This window comes from Rhizobium sp. NPDC092011 (genome assembly GCF_044756305.1).
Lineage (GTDB): Bacteria > Pseudomonadota > Alphaproteobacteria > Rhizobiales > Rhizobiaceae > Rhizobium.
Genome location: NZ_JBIVSO010000005.1, coordinates 215,683 through 229,489 on the forward strand (window position 1 = coordinate 215,683; position 13,807 = coordinate 229,489).

General features: G+C 59.5%; 11 protein-coding genes and 1 tRNA gene. 2 read left to right on the forward strand and 10 right to left on the reverse strand.

Features of this window, described 5'->3' with window-relative positions; all coding sequences use genetic code 11:
- Positions 1-2 precede the first annotated feature (2 nt).
- From ACIQJ2_RS22180 to ACIQJ2_RS22205, 6 genes are all read right to left on the reverse strand, one after another.
- Positions 3-1,250 (reverse strand): pilus assembly protein TadG-related protein, encoded by a 1,248-nt coding sequence (locus ACIQJ2_RS22180; protein ID WP_400671992.1) that lies wholly within the window; start codon positions 1,248-1,250, stop codon positions 3-5.
- Positions 1,251-1,400: 150 nt separating this feature from the next.
- The gene (locus tag ACIQJ2_RS22185; protein WP_400671990.1) at positions 1,401-2,279 is read right to left on the reverse strand and encodes a transglutaminase domain-containing protein; all 879 of its coding nucleotides are present in this window, start codon (positions 2,277-2,279) and stop codon (positions 1,401-1,403) included.
- 4 nt (positions 2,280-2,283) lie between these two features.
- Positions 2,284-4,701: a circularly permuted type 2 ATP-grasp protein gene (locus tag ACIQJ2_RS22190; protein ID WP_400671988.1), complete on the reverse strand. Its 2,418-nt coding sequence runs from the start codon at positions 4,699-4,701 to the stop codon at positions 2,284-2,286.
- 13 nt (positions 4,702-4,714) lie between these two features.
- Positions 4,715-8,035: a DUF2126 domain-containing protein gene (locus ACIQJ2_RS22195; protein WP_400671985.1), complete on the reverse strand. Its 3,321-nt coding sequence runs from the start codon at positions 8,033-8,035 to the stop codon at positions 4,715-4,717.
- A 180-nt stretch (positions 8,036-8,215) separates the two neighbouring features.
- A complete protein-coding gene (locus ACIQJ2_RS22200) occupies positions 8,216-9,643 on the reverse strand; it encodes a mannose-1-phosphate guanylyltransferase/mannose-6-phosphate isomerase (protein WP_400671982.1) in 1,428 nt (475 codons plus the stop codon).
- Positions 9,644-10,030: 387 nt separating this feature from the next.
- On the reverse strand, positions 10,031-11,131 hold the full coding sequence (locus ACIQJ2_RS22205; protein WP_400671979.1) for a DUF475 domain-containing protein: 1,101 nt from the start codon (positions 11,129-11,131) through the stop codon (positions 10,031-10,033).
- Positions 11,132-11,528: 397 nt separating this feature from the next.
- Between ACIQJ2_RS22205 and ACIQJ2_RS22210 the strand changes: the two genes are divergently transcribed.
- Positions 11,529-11,780, forward strand: a complete 252-nt coding sequence (locus ACIQJ2_RS22210) for a hypothetical protein (RefSeq protein WP_199149978.1) — start codon at positions 11,529-11,531, stop codon at positions 11,778-11,780.
- Positions 11,781-11,810: 30 nt separating this feature from the next.
- Here ACIQJ2_RS22210 and ACIQJ2_RS22215 read toward each other — a convergent pair whose 3' ends face one another.
- On the reverse strand, positions 11,811-12,287 hold the full coding sequence (locus ACIQJ2_RS22215; RefSeq protein WP_199149977.1) for a hypothetical protein: 477 nt from the start codon (positions 12,285-12,287) through the stop codon (positions 11,811-11,813).
- A gap of 81 nt (positions 12,288-12,368) precedes the next feature.
- Positions 12,369-12,599: a hypothetical protein gene (locus ACIQJ2_RS22220; protein ID WP_199149976.1), complete on the reverse strand. Its 231-nt coding sequence runs from the start codon at positions 12,597-12,599 to the stop codon at positions 12,369-12,371.
- 211 nt (positions 12,600-12,810) lie between these two features.
- Here ACIQJ2_RS22220 and ACIQJ2_RS22225 point away from each other — a divergent pair, with 211 nt between their 5' ends.
- On the forward strand, positions 12,811-13,125 hold the full coding sequence (locus ACIQJ2_RS22225) for a hypothetical protein (RefSeq protein ID WP_199149975.1): 315 nt from the start codon (positions 12,811-12,813) through the stop codon (positions 13,123-13,125).
- Between the two features lie 151 nt (positions 13,126-13,276).
- Here the strand turns inward: ACIQJ2_RS22225 and ACIQJ2_RS22230 are convergent.
- Positions 13,277-13,351 (reverse strand) — tRNA-Val (locus ACIQJ2_RS22230).
- Between the two features lie 83 nt (positions 13,352-13,434).
- Positions 13,435-13,797 carry a response regulator CpdR1 gene (gene cpdR1 / locus ACIQJ2_RS22235; protein WP_004117561.1) on the reverse strand — a complete coding sequence of 121 codons (363 nt, stop codon included), beginning with the start codon at positions 13,795-13,797 and terminating at the stop codon, positions 13,435-13,437.
- Positions 13,798-13,807 lie beyond the last annotated feature (10 nt).

Here is a 13,807-nt window from a genome sequence, read left to right on the forward strand (position 1 = left end):
GGTCACTGCGTCAGGAGCGTCATCTGTTTGGATGTCTCGGTAGCGATCGTCTTAAACGCGTTGAACAGATCCGCCGCGCTTTGAGGCGTAAAGTAGTCGGAAGCCGAGGTGGCGCAGTATTTCAGCAATGCCTGACCATTTGCAGGCGCCATAAAGGCAATTGTATATACGTGAATGCCGTTGCTGCGTGCTTTGTCGCATTGGATTTTGGTAGTCGCATCGGCATTAGCCACGTTGTTGTCGCCATCGGTCATGAAAACGATGTACATGGTGGGGTTTGCCACGCCGCTTTTCTTCTTGTGCTGTAGCTGCTCATTCGTCAGCCCTGCCGTGGTTGAAGGTTGCGTCAGCGCGCTGACTGCGGTCGTGAAAGCGGGTGCGGAATTCGTCGAGCCGCTGGAAGTCAAATTGTTGACATAAGTGGCGATCCCACTCGTACCCCATGCCAGAGATGAAGGCGTTTGAGCGGCGTTGTTATAGGATACCGCACCGGTGCGTACATACATCATGTTCGGATCGGCGCTGTTCAGTTGCGCGGAAAGATTGGATGTCGCGATCTTCAACGATTGCATTTTGCTATAATAATTCGGTTTGGTGCCGGTGCAGGTGCCAGTCACCTGCTTGCCATACGAATTTGTCGTCGTGCAGCTGTAGGTGTACGTTGTCGTGGGTTGATCGCTATTAACCGTATCCGTGGCTTCGTCCATGGAGCCGGATCGATCCAGAACGAAATACATCGACAAGGCATTCTTCTGGGATTCGGAAGTTTTCCCGCTCGTCGAGCTGCTTGACGTGCCGACATTCAATGAGCTTTGACCGAGCAGCTTGGTCATACCGTTCGCGGTCATGGAATATGACGCGTTCACGACGACCGAATAACCGACATTGCCTGAGGAATCTGTCGTCTTTGTCACCGTCGCGGTAACGCCGGATTTAAGCGAATTCGTTGAGGTGGTGTCGCCGCCAAGATAATTCGACATCTGCCCAAGAACGAGACTGGTAGCCAGGTCCTTTGCGTTTGCCGTGGTTGCGCCACCATTGACGAGTGCTGTGGCCGTGGCGAGTGCAGCGGCGTCTGTCGCTTCCTGTAGCTGGCTGCGCGACAGCGACATGTTCGCAACATCGATTGCAACCCCGCCGCCTGCAACCAGCACCGGTATGGCCACTGCGGTCAGAATACCGAAGTTGCCGGCACTATTGCCGAGAAGTTTCTTAAATGTACGAAGTATATCCGAACCGGAGATCATCATGTCCGCCTGCTGGAGGGAGTTAAAAGCCTCAAGAACGGGCGGGACTATCGATGATAAATATGAGTCAATCGTTTAAGTGGTGGTTTTAATTTTAATAAACCGCCAGTTTGGTATCATTTTGATTGTGTCTTATACTATATTAGCTTTGTACTATATTAGTGGAATGACATCTACGGCCTGAACCGTCTTTTGGTTACCATAGCCTTTCAAGACTCCGATAACGGGGGCGACATCGGAATAATCGCGGCCATAGCCGACGACGATATGGTCTGTGCCGGCCGGAATGTTGTTGGTAGGATCGAGCTCGATCCAGCCCGCGATCTCGCCACACCAGACGCGCACCCAGGCATGCATCGCGTCGGCGCCTTCGAGCCGCTCTTTGCCTGGTGGCGGGATGGTGCGCAGGAAGCCGCTGACATAGCCGGCCGGGATGCCGAGGCTGCGCAAGGTGAGGATCATCACATGCGAGAAATCCTGGCAAACGCCGCGTTTCAGGCGGAAGGCCTCCTTGGGCGAGGTGTCGACCGTCGTTGCCTTCGGATCGTAGGTGAAGTCCTTGTGGATCTGGGCGCAGACCGCATGGGCGATCTGCATGGTCGTCAGCTTTGTCGTCTTCCACTGCTTGCCGTAAGCGGCAATCTCGGGTGTGTCCGGCAGGCGAGGGCTGCTGCCGAGGAAATGATGCGGCGAGGCGGGATCGATCGACCAGCAATCGCTGATTTCCTCGGGCAGCTTCGCCAGCAGTGGCGAGAAGTCTGCCGCGACCGGCTGGCTTTCGACCTGAACTCGAGCCTGCATGCGGATATCCAGTTTCTGATGCGGATCACGCACCAGGATGGAGGTTGCCGGATGCTGGAAGAAATCGGTGAAGTTCGACTGTTCGTTCGGATGGGGGCTGATTTTCAGCGAACCGGCAATCAGACGCTGGCGATTGGCGAGCGACAGCGGCAGGAGGCGCAGAATGTGGCGCGCGCCGCTGGCCGGAACGTCGTAGATATAGCCCATATGCAGCGACAGGTCGTAGAGCATTACATCATCCGAGATAGGTGCGGGCGAGCAGATCGGAGAGCTGCTCCAGCTCTCGTTCCAGCCGCTGATAGACCTCGCCGTTCATCGTTTCCGGCGTCATGACGGCGAGCCCCGAATGCAATCGCATGGCTTCCCGATAGAAGGGCGACATCTGACCGTTGACGAAGGCGTTCGGCAGTTGCTCCACCTCGTGGCGGATCTCGTTCACCTGGAAGAGGATCGAGCGTGGGTTGAGAGGATCAAGCGCCAGAAGATCGGTCACTGTCAGGCGAGCGGTGTTGACGTTGTAACGGCGTCGATGGGTCATGACGCTGTCGCCGATTTCGAGCAGCATATCGAGCGCGCCATCGGGCGCATCGGGGCCGGACATGTGGCCGAGCAGCCGCGTCATGTGCAGGCCGCGCTCGATATAGCGGCCGAGCGACAGGAAGCGCCAGCCGGTGAAGCGATACATGTTCTCGTGGACGAGGCCGGCAAAGCCTGCGAGCTTGCGCAGCAGGACGGTCATGGCATGGCTGGCGTCGTCGCCGTGCCTGACATTTTCCTTGAAGCGGCGGGCGGTCTTGGCAAGGTCGGTCAATGCCAGCCAGCCGTCCGGAGAGAAGCGATCGCGGATATTGCTGGCCGAATAGACGGCGCTGTCGATGTTGCGCAGCAGGCTTTCCGGCACCGCCTTGCCGATGTCGATGTCGATGCCGGCGAGATAGGCGCTGACATTGGCGAGCAGCGGCTGATCCGGATCGGCAGCTTCAGCAAAACGCCCGTGCCAGGCGCGCAGAATGCGCAGCGCCCCTTCGGCACGCTCGATATAGCGGCCGAGCCAGAAAAGGTTGTCGGCGGCACGGCTCGGCAGGCTACCCGGCATGTTGCGGGTGAAGCTTTCTTCGGTCGGCAACAGTGTGTGTGCTTCGACGGGCTTATCGGAAACGATCCAGACGTCGGCTGCCGAGCCGCCCGACTGCATGGCAATGGCGGCGACATCGTCGCCGCTGCCGATGCGGGCAAAGCCGCCGGGCATGATCTGCCAGCCATTTTCCGTGCGGGCGGCGAAGACGCGCAGGCTCATCGGCCGCGGTATCAGCTTGCCATTGACCCAGGCCGGCGTTGTCGAAAGGGTGACGACCTCCTGTCCGACCAACTTGTGACCTTCGGTCGCCAGCCAGTCAGCAATCGAATCGCGGGCGGTGCTGCGCAGTGTTGAACCGAGCACCGATTGGCCGTTGTCGTCGAAGAAGGGCATGCAGGAATAGGCCGGCCCGATGACCATCTTCTCGATGTTGGCCGCGACATGCTCGCGCTCGCTCTTCTGGCCGCACCACCAGGTCGCGATTGACGGCAGCTTCAGTTCCTCGCCGCGCAGATGCCGACAGATGGTCGGCATGAAGGCGAGCAGGGCGCGGGTTTCCAGAATGCCGGAGCCGAGCGCGTTGACGATGCTGACGGTCTGTGCCCGCAGCGCCTCGACCATGCCCGGCGTGCCGATATGAGAGTGCTGGTTCAGCTCAAGCGGGTCGGCATAGGACGCGTCGAGGCGGCGCCAGAGCACGCTGATCGGCCGCAAGCCGGCGACCGTGCGAACCATCAGCTGGTCTTTGACGACCGTGATGTCCTCGCCTTCCAGCAGCATGAAGCCAAGATAGCGGGCGATATAGGCGTGTTCGTAATAGGTCTCGTTGGCCGGTCCCGGGGTTAAAACCGCGACACGTCCTTCGCCGCCGCGTTTGCCACCGAGCAGCGCGTCGCGAAAGGCGCCGAAGAAGGAGGCGAGGCGATGAACCTTGGTTTCCGCATAGATGTCGGAGAAGGCGCGAGTGGTGGCGACGCGCGTTTCAAGCGCAAAGCCGGCGCCAGACGGCGCCTGGGCACGGTCGGCCAGCACCCACCAGTTACCATCGGGGCCGCGGCCGATTTCGAAGGCGAGAAAGTGCAGATAATGGCCGTTCGCCGGTTTCACGCCAGCGAGCGGGCGCAGGAATTCCGGATTGCCGGCGATCAGGGCAGGCGGTAGCAGGCCTTCGTTCACCAGGCGACTGTCGCCGTAAATGTCGGCGATGACGTCTTCCAGCAGATCGGCGCGCTGGCGCAGACCTTCGGAGAGGCTTTGCCATTCGCGCTCGTCGATCAGAACAGGGATATGCGAGATCGGCCAGTTGCGCTCGCTGACGCCTGCTGCGCCATAGGCCCGATAGAAAACGCCGGCATCGCGCAGATAGCGGTCGGCGCGGGCAAAGCGTTCGGTCAATTCCTGTTCCGACATACGGCTCAGTGCAGATAGCAGATTCTGCCAGACCGGCCGCACCGCACCGGTGTTATCGACCATTTCGTCGGCGACGCCGGCCAGCGCGCTATAGGCAAAGGCCGGATCGTTGCCGATTCCAGCCTTCACGTCGTCGCGTTTTTCCGCCGCCGGTTTTCTAGCCATGTACAGTTCCGTCTCAAATTCCTGCCGGCCGCCGAAGATCGAGCGTCAGCGGGAATTCCACCGATGCGGTCTCAGGTCTCAGGGCATAGCCGCCTGCTGTATGCCCCCAAGGCTCGAAACGCGCAAGACGCCGTGCTTCCGCCTCGTTGCCGTTGATCGGGAAGGTGTCATAGTTTCGGCCGCCTGGATGAGCAACATGATAGATGCATCCGCCGATGGAGCGTCGCGACCATGTATCGTAGATATCGAAGGTCAGCGGCGTATCGATGGGGAGGACGGGATGCAGGCCGGAAGCGGGATGCCATGCCTTGTAGCGCACGCCGGCGACGGAGACGCCGGCCATTCCCGTCGGCGTCAGCGGCACGGGCCGACCGTTGCAGGCAATTGTGTAGCGGGAAGGATTGGCCGTTTCGAGCCGCACCTGTAGGCGCTCTACCGATGAATCGACATAGCGTACGGTGCCGCCGATGGCACCTTCTTCACCGAGCACATGCCACGGTTCCAGCGCCTGGCGCAGTTCCAGCTTGCTGCCCTCGTATTCCACTTCGCCGCAGAAGGGGAAGCGGAATTCGAGCTGCGCCTGGAACCATTCCGGCCGGAGATCGAAGCCGCTTTCACGGAGATCGGCGAGCACGTCGAGGAAATCCTGCCAGATATAATGCGGCAGCATGAAGCGGTCGTGCAGTGTCGTGCCCCAGCGGACGAACCTGCCGTCGATGGGGTTGCGCCAGAAGCGGGCGATCAGCGCGCGCACCAGCAATTGCTGTGCAAGGCTCATGCGGGCATTCGGCGGCATCTCGAAGCCGCGGAATTCGACGAGGCCGAGCCGCCCCGTCGGTCCATCCGGCGAGAACAGCTTGTCGATGCAGATTTCCGAGCGATGGGTGTTGCCCGTCACGTCGGTCAGGAGATTGCGGAAAAGCCGATCCACAAGCCATGGCAGCGGCTGCAAGCCTTGGCCCGGTGCTGGCACCTGGGCAAGGGCGATTTCCAGCTCATAGAGGCTGTCGTGACGGGCTTCGTCGATACGCGGCGCCTGGCTGGTCGGCCCGATGAACATGCCGGAAAACAGATAGGAGAGCGAGGGATGGCGCTGCCAATGCAGCACAAGGCTCTTCAACAGGTCGGGGCGGCGAAGGAATGGGCTGTCGTTCGGATTGGCGCCGCCGACGACGACATGATTGCCGCCTCCGGTGCCGGTGTGACGTCCATCGATCAGGAACTTGTCCGTGCCGAGACGTGTTTGCCGCGCTTCCTCATAAACCGCAGTCGTGATGTCGACGCAGTCCTGCCAGTTGGATGCAGGGTGGATATTGACTTCGATCACGCCCGGGTCCGGCGCGACGCGAATGACGTTGATGCGTTCGTCCTGCGGCGGCGAATAGCCCTCGATGTGAACCGGCAGTCCAAGTTCAGCCGCGGCATTCTCGGCCGCTGCCAGCAGCTCGAGATAATGTTCGATCTTTTCCACCGGAGGCATGAAGACGCAGAGCCGACCGTCACGCGGTTCGACCGAGATGGCGGTGCGAACGGCGCCACCGATTTCGCCGAGCGTCTGTTCGACCCGCGATTGGGCGCTATCGTCCGACTGGAAGGAAGCTTCCGGCATGGCGCGGCCGGCGGGCAGGATGACGTCAGGCAGAGGCGTGCGCGGAATGGAGGGATCGGCCGTATGGATATAGGGGTAATGCGACGGCGGCACATAGGGGAGCGTGCCGAGCGGCAGGCGATAGCCGACCGGCGAATCGCCCGGCACAAGGAAAATCTTGCCACGACGCGTGCGCCACTTTTCACTGACCCAGCGTGTCGTGCCGGCACGCGCGTTCCAGGCCTGTACGGGCAATATGTAGCCGGTCGGGTTTGTCAGGCCACGCTCGAAGACGCGGGCGATGCGGCTGCGTTCCTCCGGATCCTTGAGCTTCGAATTGGAAGGATCGACGTTCTCGGGCAGACTGCCTTCCTTGACGATCCATTCAGCCGGATCTTCGTAAGCCGGTTGCACCATGTCGGGCTCGATCGCCAGTTCCTTGGCAATCGCATTCAGAAGCTTGCCGGCGCTCTCCGAGTCCGCGCCGGTCTTTGCCGTTTCTTCGGCGATCAGCGCGGGGTTCTGCCAGATCGGCCTGCCGTCCTTGCGCCAGTACAGCGAGAAGGTCCAGCGGGGCAGGCCTTCGCCGGGATACCATTTGCCCTGGCCGTAATGCAGGAAGCCGCCGGGCGCGAAACGCTCGCGCAGGCGTCGGATCAACTGATCGGCAAGGTCACGCTTGGTCGGACCGACGGCTGCCGTGTTCCATTCTTCCGACTGGAAATCGTCGATCGAGACGAAGGTCGGTTCGCCGCCCATCGTCAGGCGTACATCGTCCTGTCTGAGAACGGCATCGACTTTTTCTCCAAGCGCGTTCAATGCATCCCAGCTTTCGTCGGAGAAGGGTTTGGTGATGCGCGGATGTTCGGCGACGCGGGTCACCGTCATCGCGAAGTCGAACTCGGTGCTTGCCTCGCCGAAGTAGCCGCCGGAGATCGGGGCGGCGTTGCGATAATGCGGCGTGGCGGCAAGCGGAATGTGGCTCTCGCCGGTGAGCAGTCCCGAGGTGGGATCAAGACCGACCCAGCCGGCGCCGGGAAGATAGAGTTCCGCCCAGGCATGCAGATCCGTGAAGTCGACTTCGGTGCCGGACGGGCCGTCGAGCGCTTTCAGGTCAGGTGTGAGCTGGATGAGGTAGCCGGAGACGAAGCGGGCGGCGAGACCGAGGTGGCGCAGCACCTGCACCAGCAGCCAGCTGGTGTCGCGGCAAGAACCCTTAGCCTTTTCGAGCGTCTCCTCTGGTGTCTGCACCCCGGCTTCCATGCGGATGACATAGCCGATCTCCTGCTGCAGCCTTGCATTGATGCCGACGATCATATCGACGGTCGGCTGTTCGGAGCGGTCGAGCGTGTCGAGGAAGGCCTGGAGCCGCGGCCCGGTTTCTTCCGGCGTCATATAGATCGACAGATCCTCGCGGATCGTCTCCGGATAGGCGAAGGGCCATTTGGTGGCTTCCTCTTCGACGAAAAAGTCGAAGGGATTGTAAACGGTCATATCGGCAATGAGATCGACCTCGATCTTCAACTCTGTGACCGGATCGGGAAAGACGAAACGGGCGAGGTAGTTGCCGTAGGGATCTTGTTGCAGATTGACGAAGTGATTTGACGGCGTGACCTTCAGCGAATGGCTCAATACGCGCGTTTTGGAATGCGAGGCGGGTTTCAGGCGGATGATCTGTGGGCCGAGGCGGACCGGATTGTCGTATGTGTAGTGGGTGAGATGGTAGATGCTTGCCGTGATAGCCATACGTCTCTTTGCCTAGCCCGCATCATTGTGCGGTGATTGCTATTCCCGAAGGCAGTGTGTGCAATGCAGCGAGAGAAAGCAAGACGTCTTGGCGGTTGGGGGAAGTCTTGCAGTGTCCGGTCAAAATAAAACGGCGAGCTTTTGCCCGCCGCTCGAGAATCTTTATTCCACTGGTTGCAATCAGCTTCTGCCGAACTCGTCGACGAGGCGGATGATATCGTCTTCGCCGAGATACGAGCCGGTCTGTACTTCGATCAGTTCCAGCAGGATCTTGCCGGGATTTGCCAGACGATGCACTTCGCCGAGCGGGATATAGACCGACTCGTTTTCGCGCAGCATCTGCACGTTTTCGCCGACCGTCACCTCCGCCGTACCCTTGACGACGATCCAGTGTTCGGAACGATGGTGATGTTTCTGCAGCGACAGCTTCTTGCCGGGCAGCACGAAGATGCGCTTGACCTGGAAGCGGTCGCCATTGAGCACCGACGTATAGCCGCCCCATGGGCGATAGGATGTCGGATGCGTTTCGGTGAGTTTCGCCGTCTTCTTCTCGCTCGCCAGCAGTTTGACGAGCTTGCCGACTTCCTGGCTGTCCTTGAGGCGGCCGACATAGACGGCGTCTTCGCTGGCGACCACGGCGACGTCCTCAAGCCCCTGCACGGCGACGTGCAGGCTATGGCTCATGACGAGCGAGTTCTTGGTGTTGACCAGCGTCGTGGCGCCGGTCGTCACGTTGCCGCTTTCGTCACGATTGCCGACTTTCCAGACCGAATCCCAGCTGCCGAGATCGGACCAGATGAAGGGGGAGGGAACAACGGCCGCGTTGGCCGTCTTCTCCATCAGAGCGTAGTCGATGGAAATATCCGGGCTCTTGGAGAAGTGATCCGCATCGAGGCGGGTGAAATCGAGGTCGCGTGTCGATTTGGAAACGGCCTTGCTTGCCGCCTTTTCGACCTCGGGGGCGAATTCCTTCATCTCGGTTACGAGCTGGGCGGCGGAGAACATGAACATCCCCGAATTCCAGTAGAAGTTGCCGCTGGCGACCATCTCCTTCGCCTTTTCCAGCGCCGGCTTTTCGACGAAGCGCTTGACGGCGTGAGCACCGCTCGGGAGGGCCTTGCCGCTTTCGATATAGCCATAGCCGGTCGCTGGTTCGGTCGGCGTAATGCCGAAGGTGACGAGCTTGCCCTGCAGTGCCGTATCACGCGCCTGGCGCACGCAATCATAGTAGGTCGTGGTGGCATCGATCTCATAGTCGGAGCCGAGGACGTGCATGATCGCGTCCTTGCCGAAAAGCTCGGTCACGAGCGCCGCGGCGGCGGCAACGGCGGCGGCTGTGTTGCGGGCGACCGGCTCCAGCAAGATCGCGGCCAGCTTCAGGTCCAGCTCACGCGCCTGTTCGGCGACGAGGAAGCGGAATTCCTCGTTGGTTAGAACGATCGGCGCTTCATAAAGCTCGGCATCCGCGACGCGTTCCAGCGTGTTCTGAAACAGCGTCCTGTCGCCGATGAACTGGATGAACTGCTTCGGTGCGGAAGCGCGCGACAGCGGCCAAAGCCGTGTGCCCTTGCCGCCTGCCATGATCACCGGAACGATTTTGGCTGCCATGCTCTGCCTCCCCTGGACGCTTCATTCTGGAACTGCTTGCGAAGATACACAATCAATACTCTATGGGTTACGTTTTGCGGGCAACTTCAATCGCGATTGCGTTATTTTTTTATGAAACGCCGGCGTCAATATTTCGGGATGGCAAATATTCCGGACGCCGATGCAGAGGTTTCAACGGTTTTTGGCTGAAAGCGCCGGAAAAGGTATGGGCGAGCGCCGCAAAAGCAACGCTCGCCCATGATCAAGATGTGCTCGCAGGCGCGAGGCCCACGTTTATTTGGTTTGCCGCCCGAAGCGCATTGCGATCTCCAGAATTCGCTTCCTGCGCTTTAGCTCTTACGCATTGGCGCAGCCGCAGAACGGCCGCGCCCTCTTGCGCCACATGCTTCAGGCTTCCGCCCGGTCGCGTTGCTCATCATGGGCAGCAGCATGGGTAAGACCGTTGCGCTTGTTGTAGCGGATCGACGACCAGAGCGAGATACCGATCAGGGTCGCGCCGCCAAGGCCGGTGATGACTTCCGGAATATGCGTCAACGTCTGCACATACATGATCACCGAAAGGATCAGGATGGCATAGAAGGCGCCATGTTCGAGGTAGCGGTAATGGGCAAGCGTGCCCTTTTCCACCAACATGATCGTCATGGAGCGAACATACATCGCACCGATGCCGAGGCCGATGGCGATGATGAACAGGTTCTGCGTCAGGGCAAAAGCGCCGATCACGCCGTCGAAAGAGAAGCTCGCATCGAGGACTTCGAGATAGAGGAAAGCACCGAAGCCGCCTTTTGCCGCCGCGGACATCGTCTTTTGCGAGGCGTCCAGGAAGCCTGCCAGCACCTCGACAAGCAGGAAGGTCAGCAGGCCATAGATCGAAGCATGCAGGAAGGTCGTCGCATCGTCGCCGTCGAGAATGTAGGTGAAGGCGAGGACAATAACGAGCACGAAAGCGATTTCAACGCCTTTGACCGTGGCGTAATGCGCCATGCGCTTTTCAATGAAGCTGATCCAGTGAACATCCTTCTCGTGGTTGAAGAAGTAGGTCAGGCCGACCATCATCAGGAAGGTGCCGCCGAAGGCCGCGATCGGAAGATGTGCGGCCCGCATGATCTCGCCATACTGCTCCGGCTTGGTCGCGGCGAGCTTCAGCGCTTCCCAGGGATCGATCCACGCGGCGATGGCAACGATTGCCAGCGGAAAGACGATGCGCATGCCGAAGACGGCAATGATGATGCCCCATGTCAGGAAGCGATGCTGCCAGACGGGGGTCATTTCCTTCAGCTTGTTGGCATTGACGATGGCGTTATCGAAGGAAAGCGAAATTTCGAGCACGGCCAGAACCGAGCATATGAAGAACGCCGTCGCCAGGCCGCCAAACGTGCCTGTGGTGTTCCAGCCTAAAAAAGCCCCAAGGGCAAGGCCGCCGATGGTGACGGCGAAAGCCCAGCCGAAATAGCTGAGCAAGGATTTGGAAGCGGTGGGCGTCGTCATCGACGCACCTCGCCGCAGAGGAGGTTGAATCCCGAAAAAGCGCGCAGCCACATACCGTAGACGGCATGCGGGTGAGGCATGGTCAAGCTGTTCATGGAAAAAGTCCGCCGGCTCATCTGCAGGCGGTACCGACATCGCGAGAGCGCCGTAAAAACTCTCGCCAGAGGGGCCCGGCACCATAGTTCAATCCATCGCCGATGTCAGGGAGGCGTGGAGATTGATATAAGGTAGTGAAGTCACAGCGGACGTCAAGAGCCAGGGGTTGAAATCCTGCCCGAGGCACCACTTCCAAATTCGACAATGTGGGGAACCAAACGGGAAGGGTGGCGTTTGACCATCAGGCTTGTTTGTGCTGCCCGTCTTGCCTGGATGACTGAGACCGATAGGAGAACTTCCCATGAGCCCTAATCCCATTCATCATAAAGCGCAGGAAAAGAAGCCGGAGTTGACCGAACGGCAGAAGAAGGCACGATCGAATACGCTTCGTCAGGCGCAGGTGCTGCCGCCGCACCAGGTCGATCTCACCCTGCATCCGGTAACGCATGAGGACGTCCATGTGCCGGCCCATGTCAACGGTGCGGACCTGTCGCGTGAGGCGCCGGCCGACGCCAATCATGGACATAGGCCGAAAAGCGGTTCGCGGCATTGATGCGGCCGCGAACCATCCAATGATCCGTGCCTATTTGTGGCGAGGGGTCTTGCCGTCTGACGTGAAGCTGCCATTGAAGCTCATCTCGGGCGATTTGGCCGAGCATTGGATGGCGATCGCCTTGCCCTCGTAGGGGTTTGCGAAAGTGCAGGTACCCTTGGCTTCGACCTGGCCCGACATCTTGTTGCCGGCTCCCGTCGAGATAACGTCGATCGGCAATTGTGCGGTGCCCTTCTGGCTGCCGGGCTTGATGCCTTTGCCATTGCCGCGGAAGCCCAGCATTTTGCCGCCGGAGGTGAAAATGAAGGTCACGGAGCCATCAGGTGCGGTCACGCTGGCGAGTTCCGCCTTGCAGCCTTTGGAGGCGTCGAGCTTGCCAACCACGAGTTTGGAGCATTTTCCAGTGACGACGGTGACGCCCTGTGTCGGAAAATTCTCTACGGGCGCAGCCGCGGCCGATGTGGCGACCAGCGCCGTCAATCCAAAAGCAATGCATGCGAATCGCATAAGAGGGGCTCCTTTCAAGCCCCTGCAAGTTCGCCGATCAAAATGTGGCAGTCAACCCGAAGCCTTCATGGGGTTCGGGCGTCATTCCGGAACGAGCGAGCCGATCAAGTGCAGCAATGCATTCTGCCTGTTGCCGCCGCCGGCCAGAAATTCATAGAGGGTCATGGTTTTTTCACTGCCGCCATCGACCGTAAAATCGGCTTCACGGATGACGAAGACCTCGCCGCTTTCCGTGTCCCGGGCAAGATGGAAATGATACTCGTCTCCATTTGGCTTGTGGTTTTTGTAGAAGTGCCGCTTTACGACCGTCATCTCGTCCTCCCGTATGACCAATGCCCTGATATGACAGTAGGATGACGGCGCGCTTGGAAGTCAAGCGGCTTGTGGCGGGAAGTTATGTCGCAGGGTCACCAGGGCCGGATCGCTGTGAACATCAGCATGTGATTGGATATCGGTGAAAAGGCGATTATTCTAAATCCTGCGCTCGAATATTCGAGCCGCTACAAGCGGGAGATCGAAGCTCATGAAAATGATGTTGGCTTTGGGTGCGATATTGAGTCTGGCATGCGTCTCAGCCGGCGAGGCGCCTTCGAATTATCAGTCCTATCATGGTGCCGTGCGCGTCGACAGCGATCCGGTGTTGCTGGCGAAATATGGCAGAGCCCTCAATCATTGCGAACCTGAGGCCTACTCCTGGCGGCGAGGCTCGCCGGATCCGGAGAGCACGCTTTACTGGCTGGCGCTGAGAAACTGCCTCTATCGCCAAGGGTTCCTGGATAGGGGCGCCTACGCCTATCCGACGACGACATTGGGACTTCGGCATATTCTGGAGCAATAATCCGCAGGGATCTATCGCTGCCGCTAGCGCATAGCTGCCGGACGAACACCGGACGGACAAAGGTTCGGCAGGAGATCGGCGCATTGCGGGAACCTGAAACTGAAAAGGCCTTTCGATTTCTCGAAAGGCCTTGCTTTTCAGCGAATTAGGATGGTGGGCGTGACAGGGATTGAACCTGTGACCCCTACGATGTCAACGTAGTGCTCTCCCGCTGAGCTACACGCCCATCCGATGGCGGCGCATAGATCACAAAACCCCGGGTGCCGTCAATAGGCTTTTTTCGGTTTTGTGACGAGGCCGCCGGAAGCCTTACGCGGCAAGGAGTTTGTTGACTTCATCGACCAGCTCGCGAAGGTGGAAAGGCTTGGAAAGGACCTTCGCATCCTTCGGTGCCTTCGAATCAGGGTTCAGTGCCACTGCGGCAAAACCGGTGATGAACATCACTTTCAGATCCGGATCGAGTTCGGTGGCGCGCCGCGCCAGCTCGATGCCGTCCATCTCCGGCATGACGATATCCGTCAAAAGCAGCGAGAACGGCTCTTCGCGCAGCCGGTCGTAGGCGCTTGCTCCATTGTCAAAGGACAAGACCTTGTAGCCGGCTTTTTCGAGCGCCTTCACAAGGAAGCGACGCATGTCGTTGTCATCTTCGGCAAGAAGTATCTTCTGGGTCATCATCTCTATC

Coding starts and splice junctions, on each gene's coding strand:
- ACIQJ2_RS22180 (WP_400671992.1), bottom strand. CDS start 1,250: ATGATGATCTCCGGTTCGGATATACTTCGTACATTTAAGAAACTTCTC.
- ACIQJ2_RS22185 (WP_400671990.1), bottom strand. CDS start 2,279: ATGCTCTACGACCTGTCGCTGCATATGGGCTATATCTACGACGTTCCG.
- ACIQJ2_RS22190 (WP_400671988.1), bottom strand. CDS start 4,701: ATGGCTAGAAAACCGGCGGCGGAAAAACGCGACGACGTGAAGGCTGGA.
- ACIQJ2_RS22195 (WP_400671985.1), bottom strand. CDS start 8,035: ATGGCTATCACGGCAAGCATCTACCATCTCACCCACTACACATACGAC.
- ACIQJ2_RS22200 (WP_400671982.1), bottom strand. CDS start 9,643: ATGGCAGCCAAAATCGTTCCGGTGATCATGGCAGGCGGCAAGGGCACA.
- ACIQJ2_RS22205 (WP_400671979.1), bottom strand. CDS start 11,131: ATGACGACGCCCACCGCTTCCAAATCCTTGCTCAGCTATTTCGGCTGG.
- ACIQJ2_RS22210 (WP_199149978.1), top strand. CDS start 11,529: ATGAGCCCTAATCCCATTCATCATAAAGCGCAGGAAAAGAAGCCGGAG.
- ACIQJ2_RS22215 (WP_199149977.1), bottom strand. CDS start 12,287: ATGCGATTCGCATGCATTGCTTTTGGATTGACGGCGCTGGTCGCCACA.
- ACIQJ2_RS22220 (WP_199149976.1), bottom strand. CDS start 12,599: ATGACGGTCGTAAAGCGGCACTTCTACAAAAACCACAAGCCAAATGGA.
- ACIQJ2_RS22225 (WP_199149975.1), top strand. CDS start 12,811: ATGAAAATGATGTTGGCTTTGGGTGCGATATTGAGTCTGGCATGCGTC.
- cpdR1 (WP_004117561.1), bottom strand. CDS start 13,797: ATGACCCAGAAGATACTTCTTGCCGAAGATGACAACGACATGCGTCGC.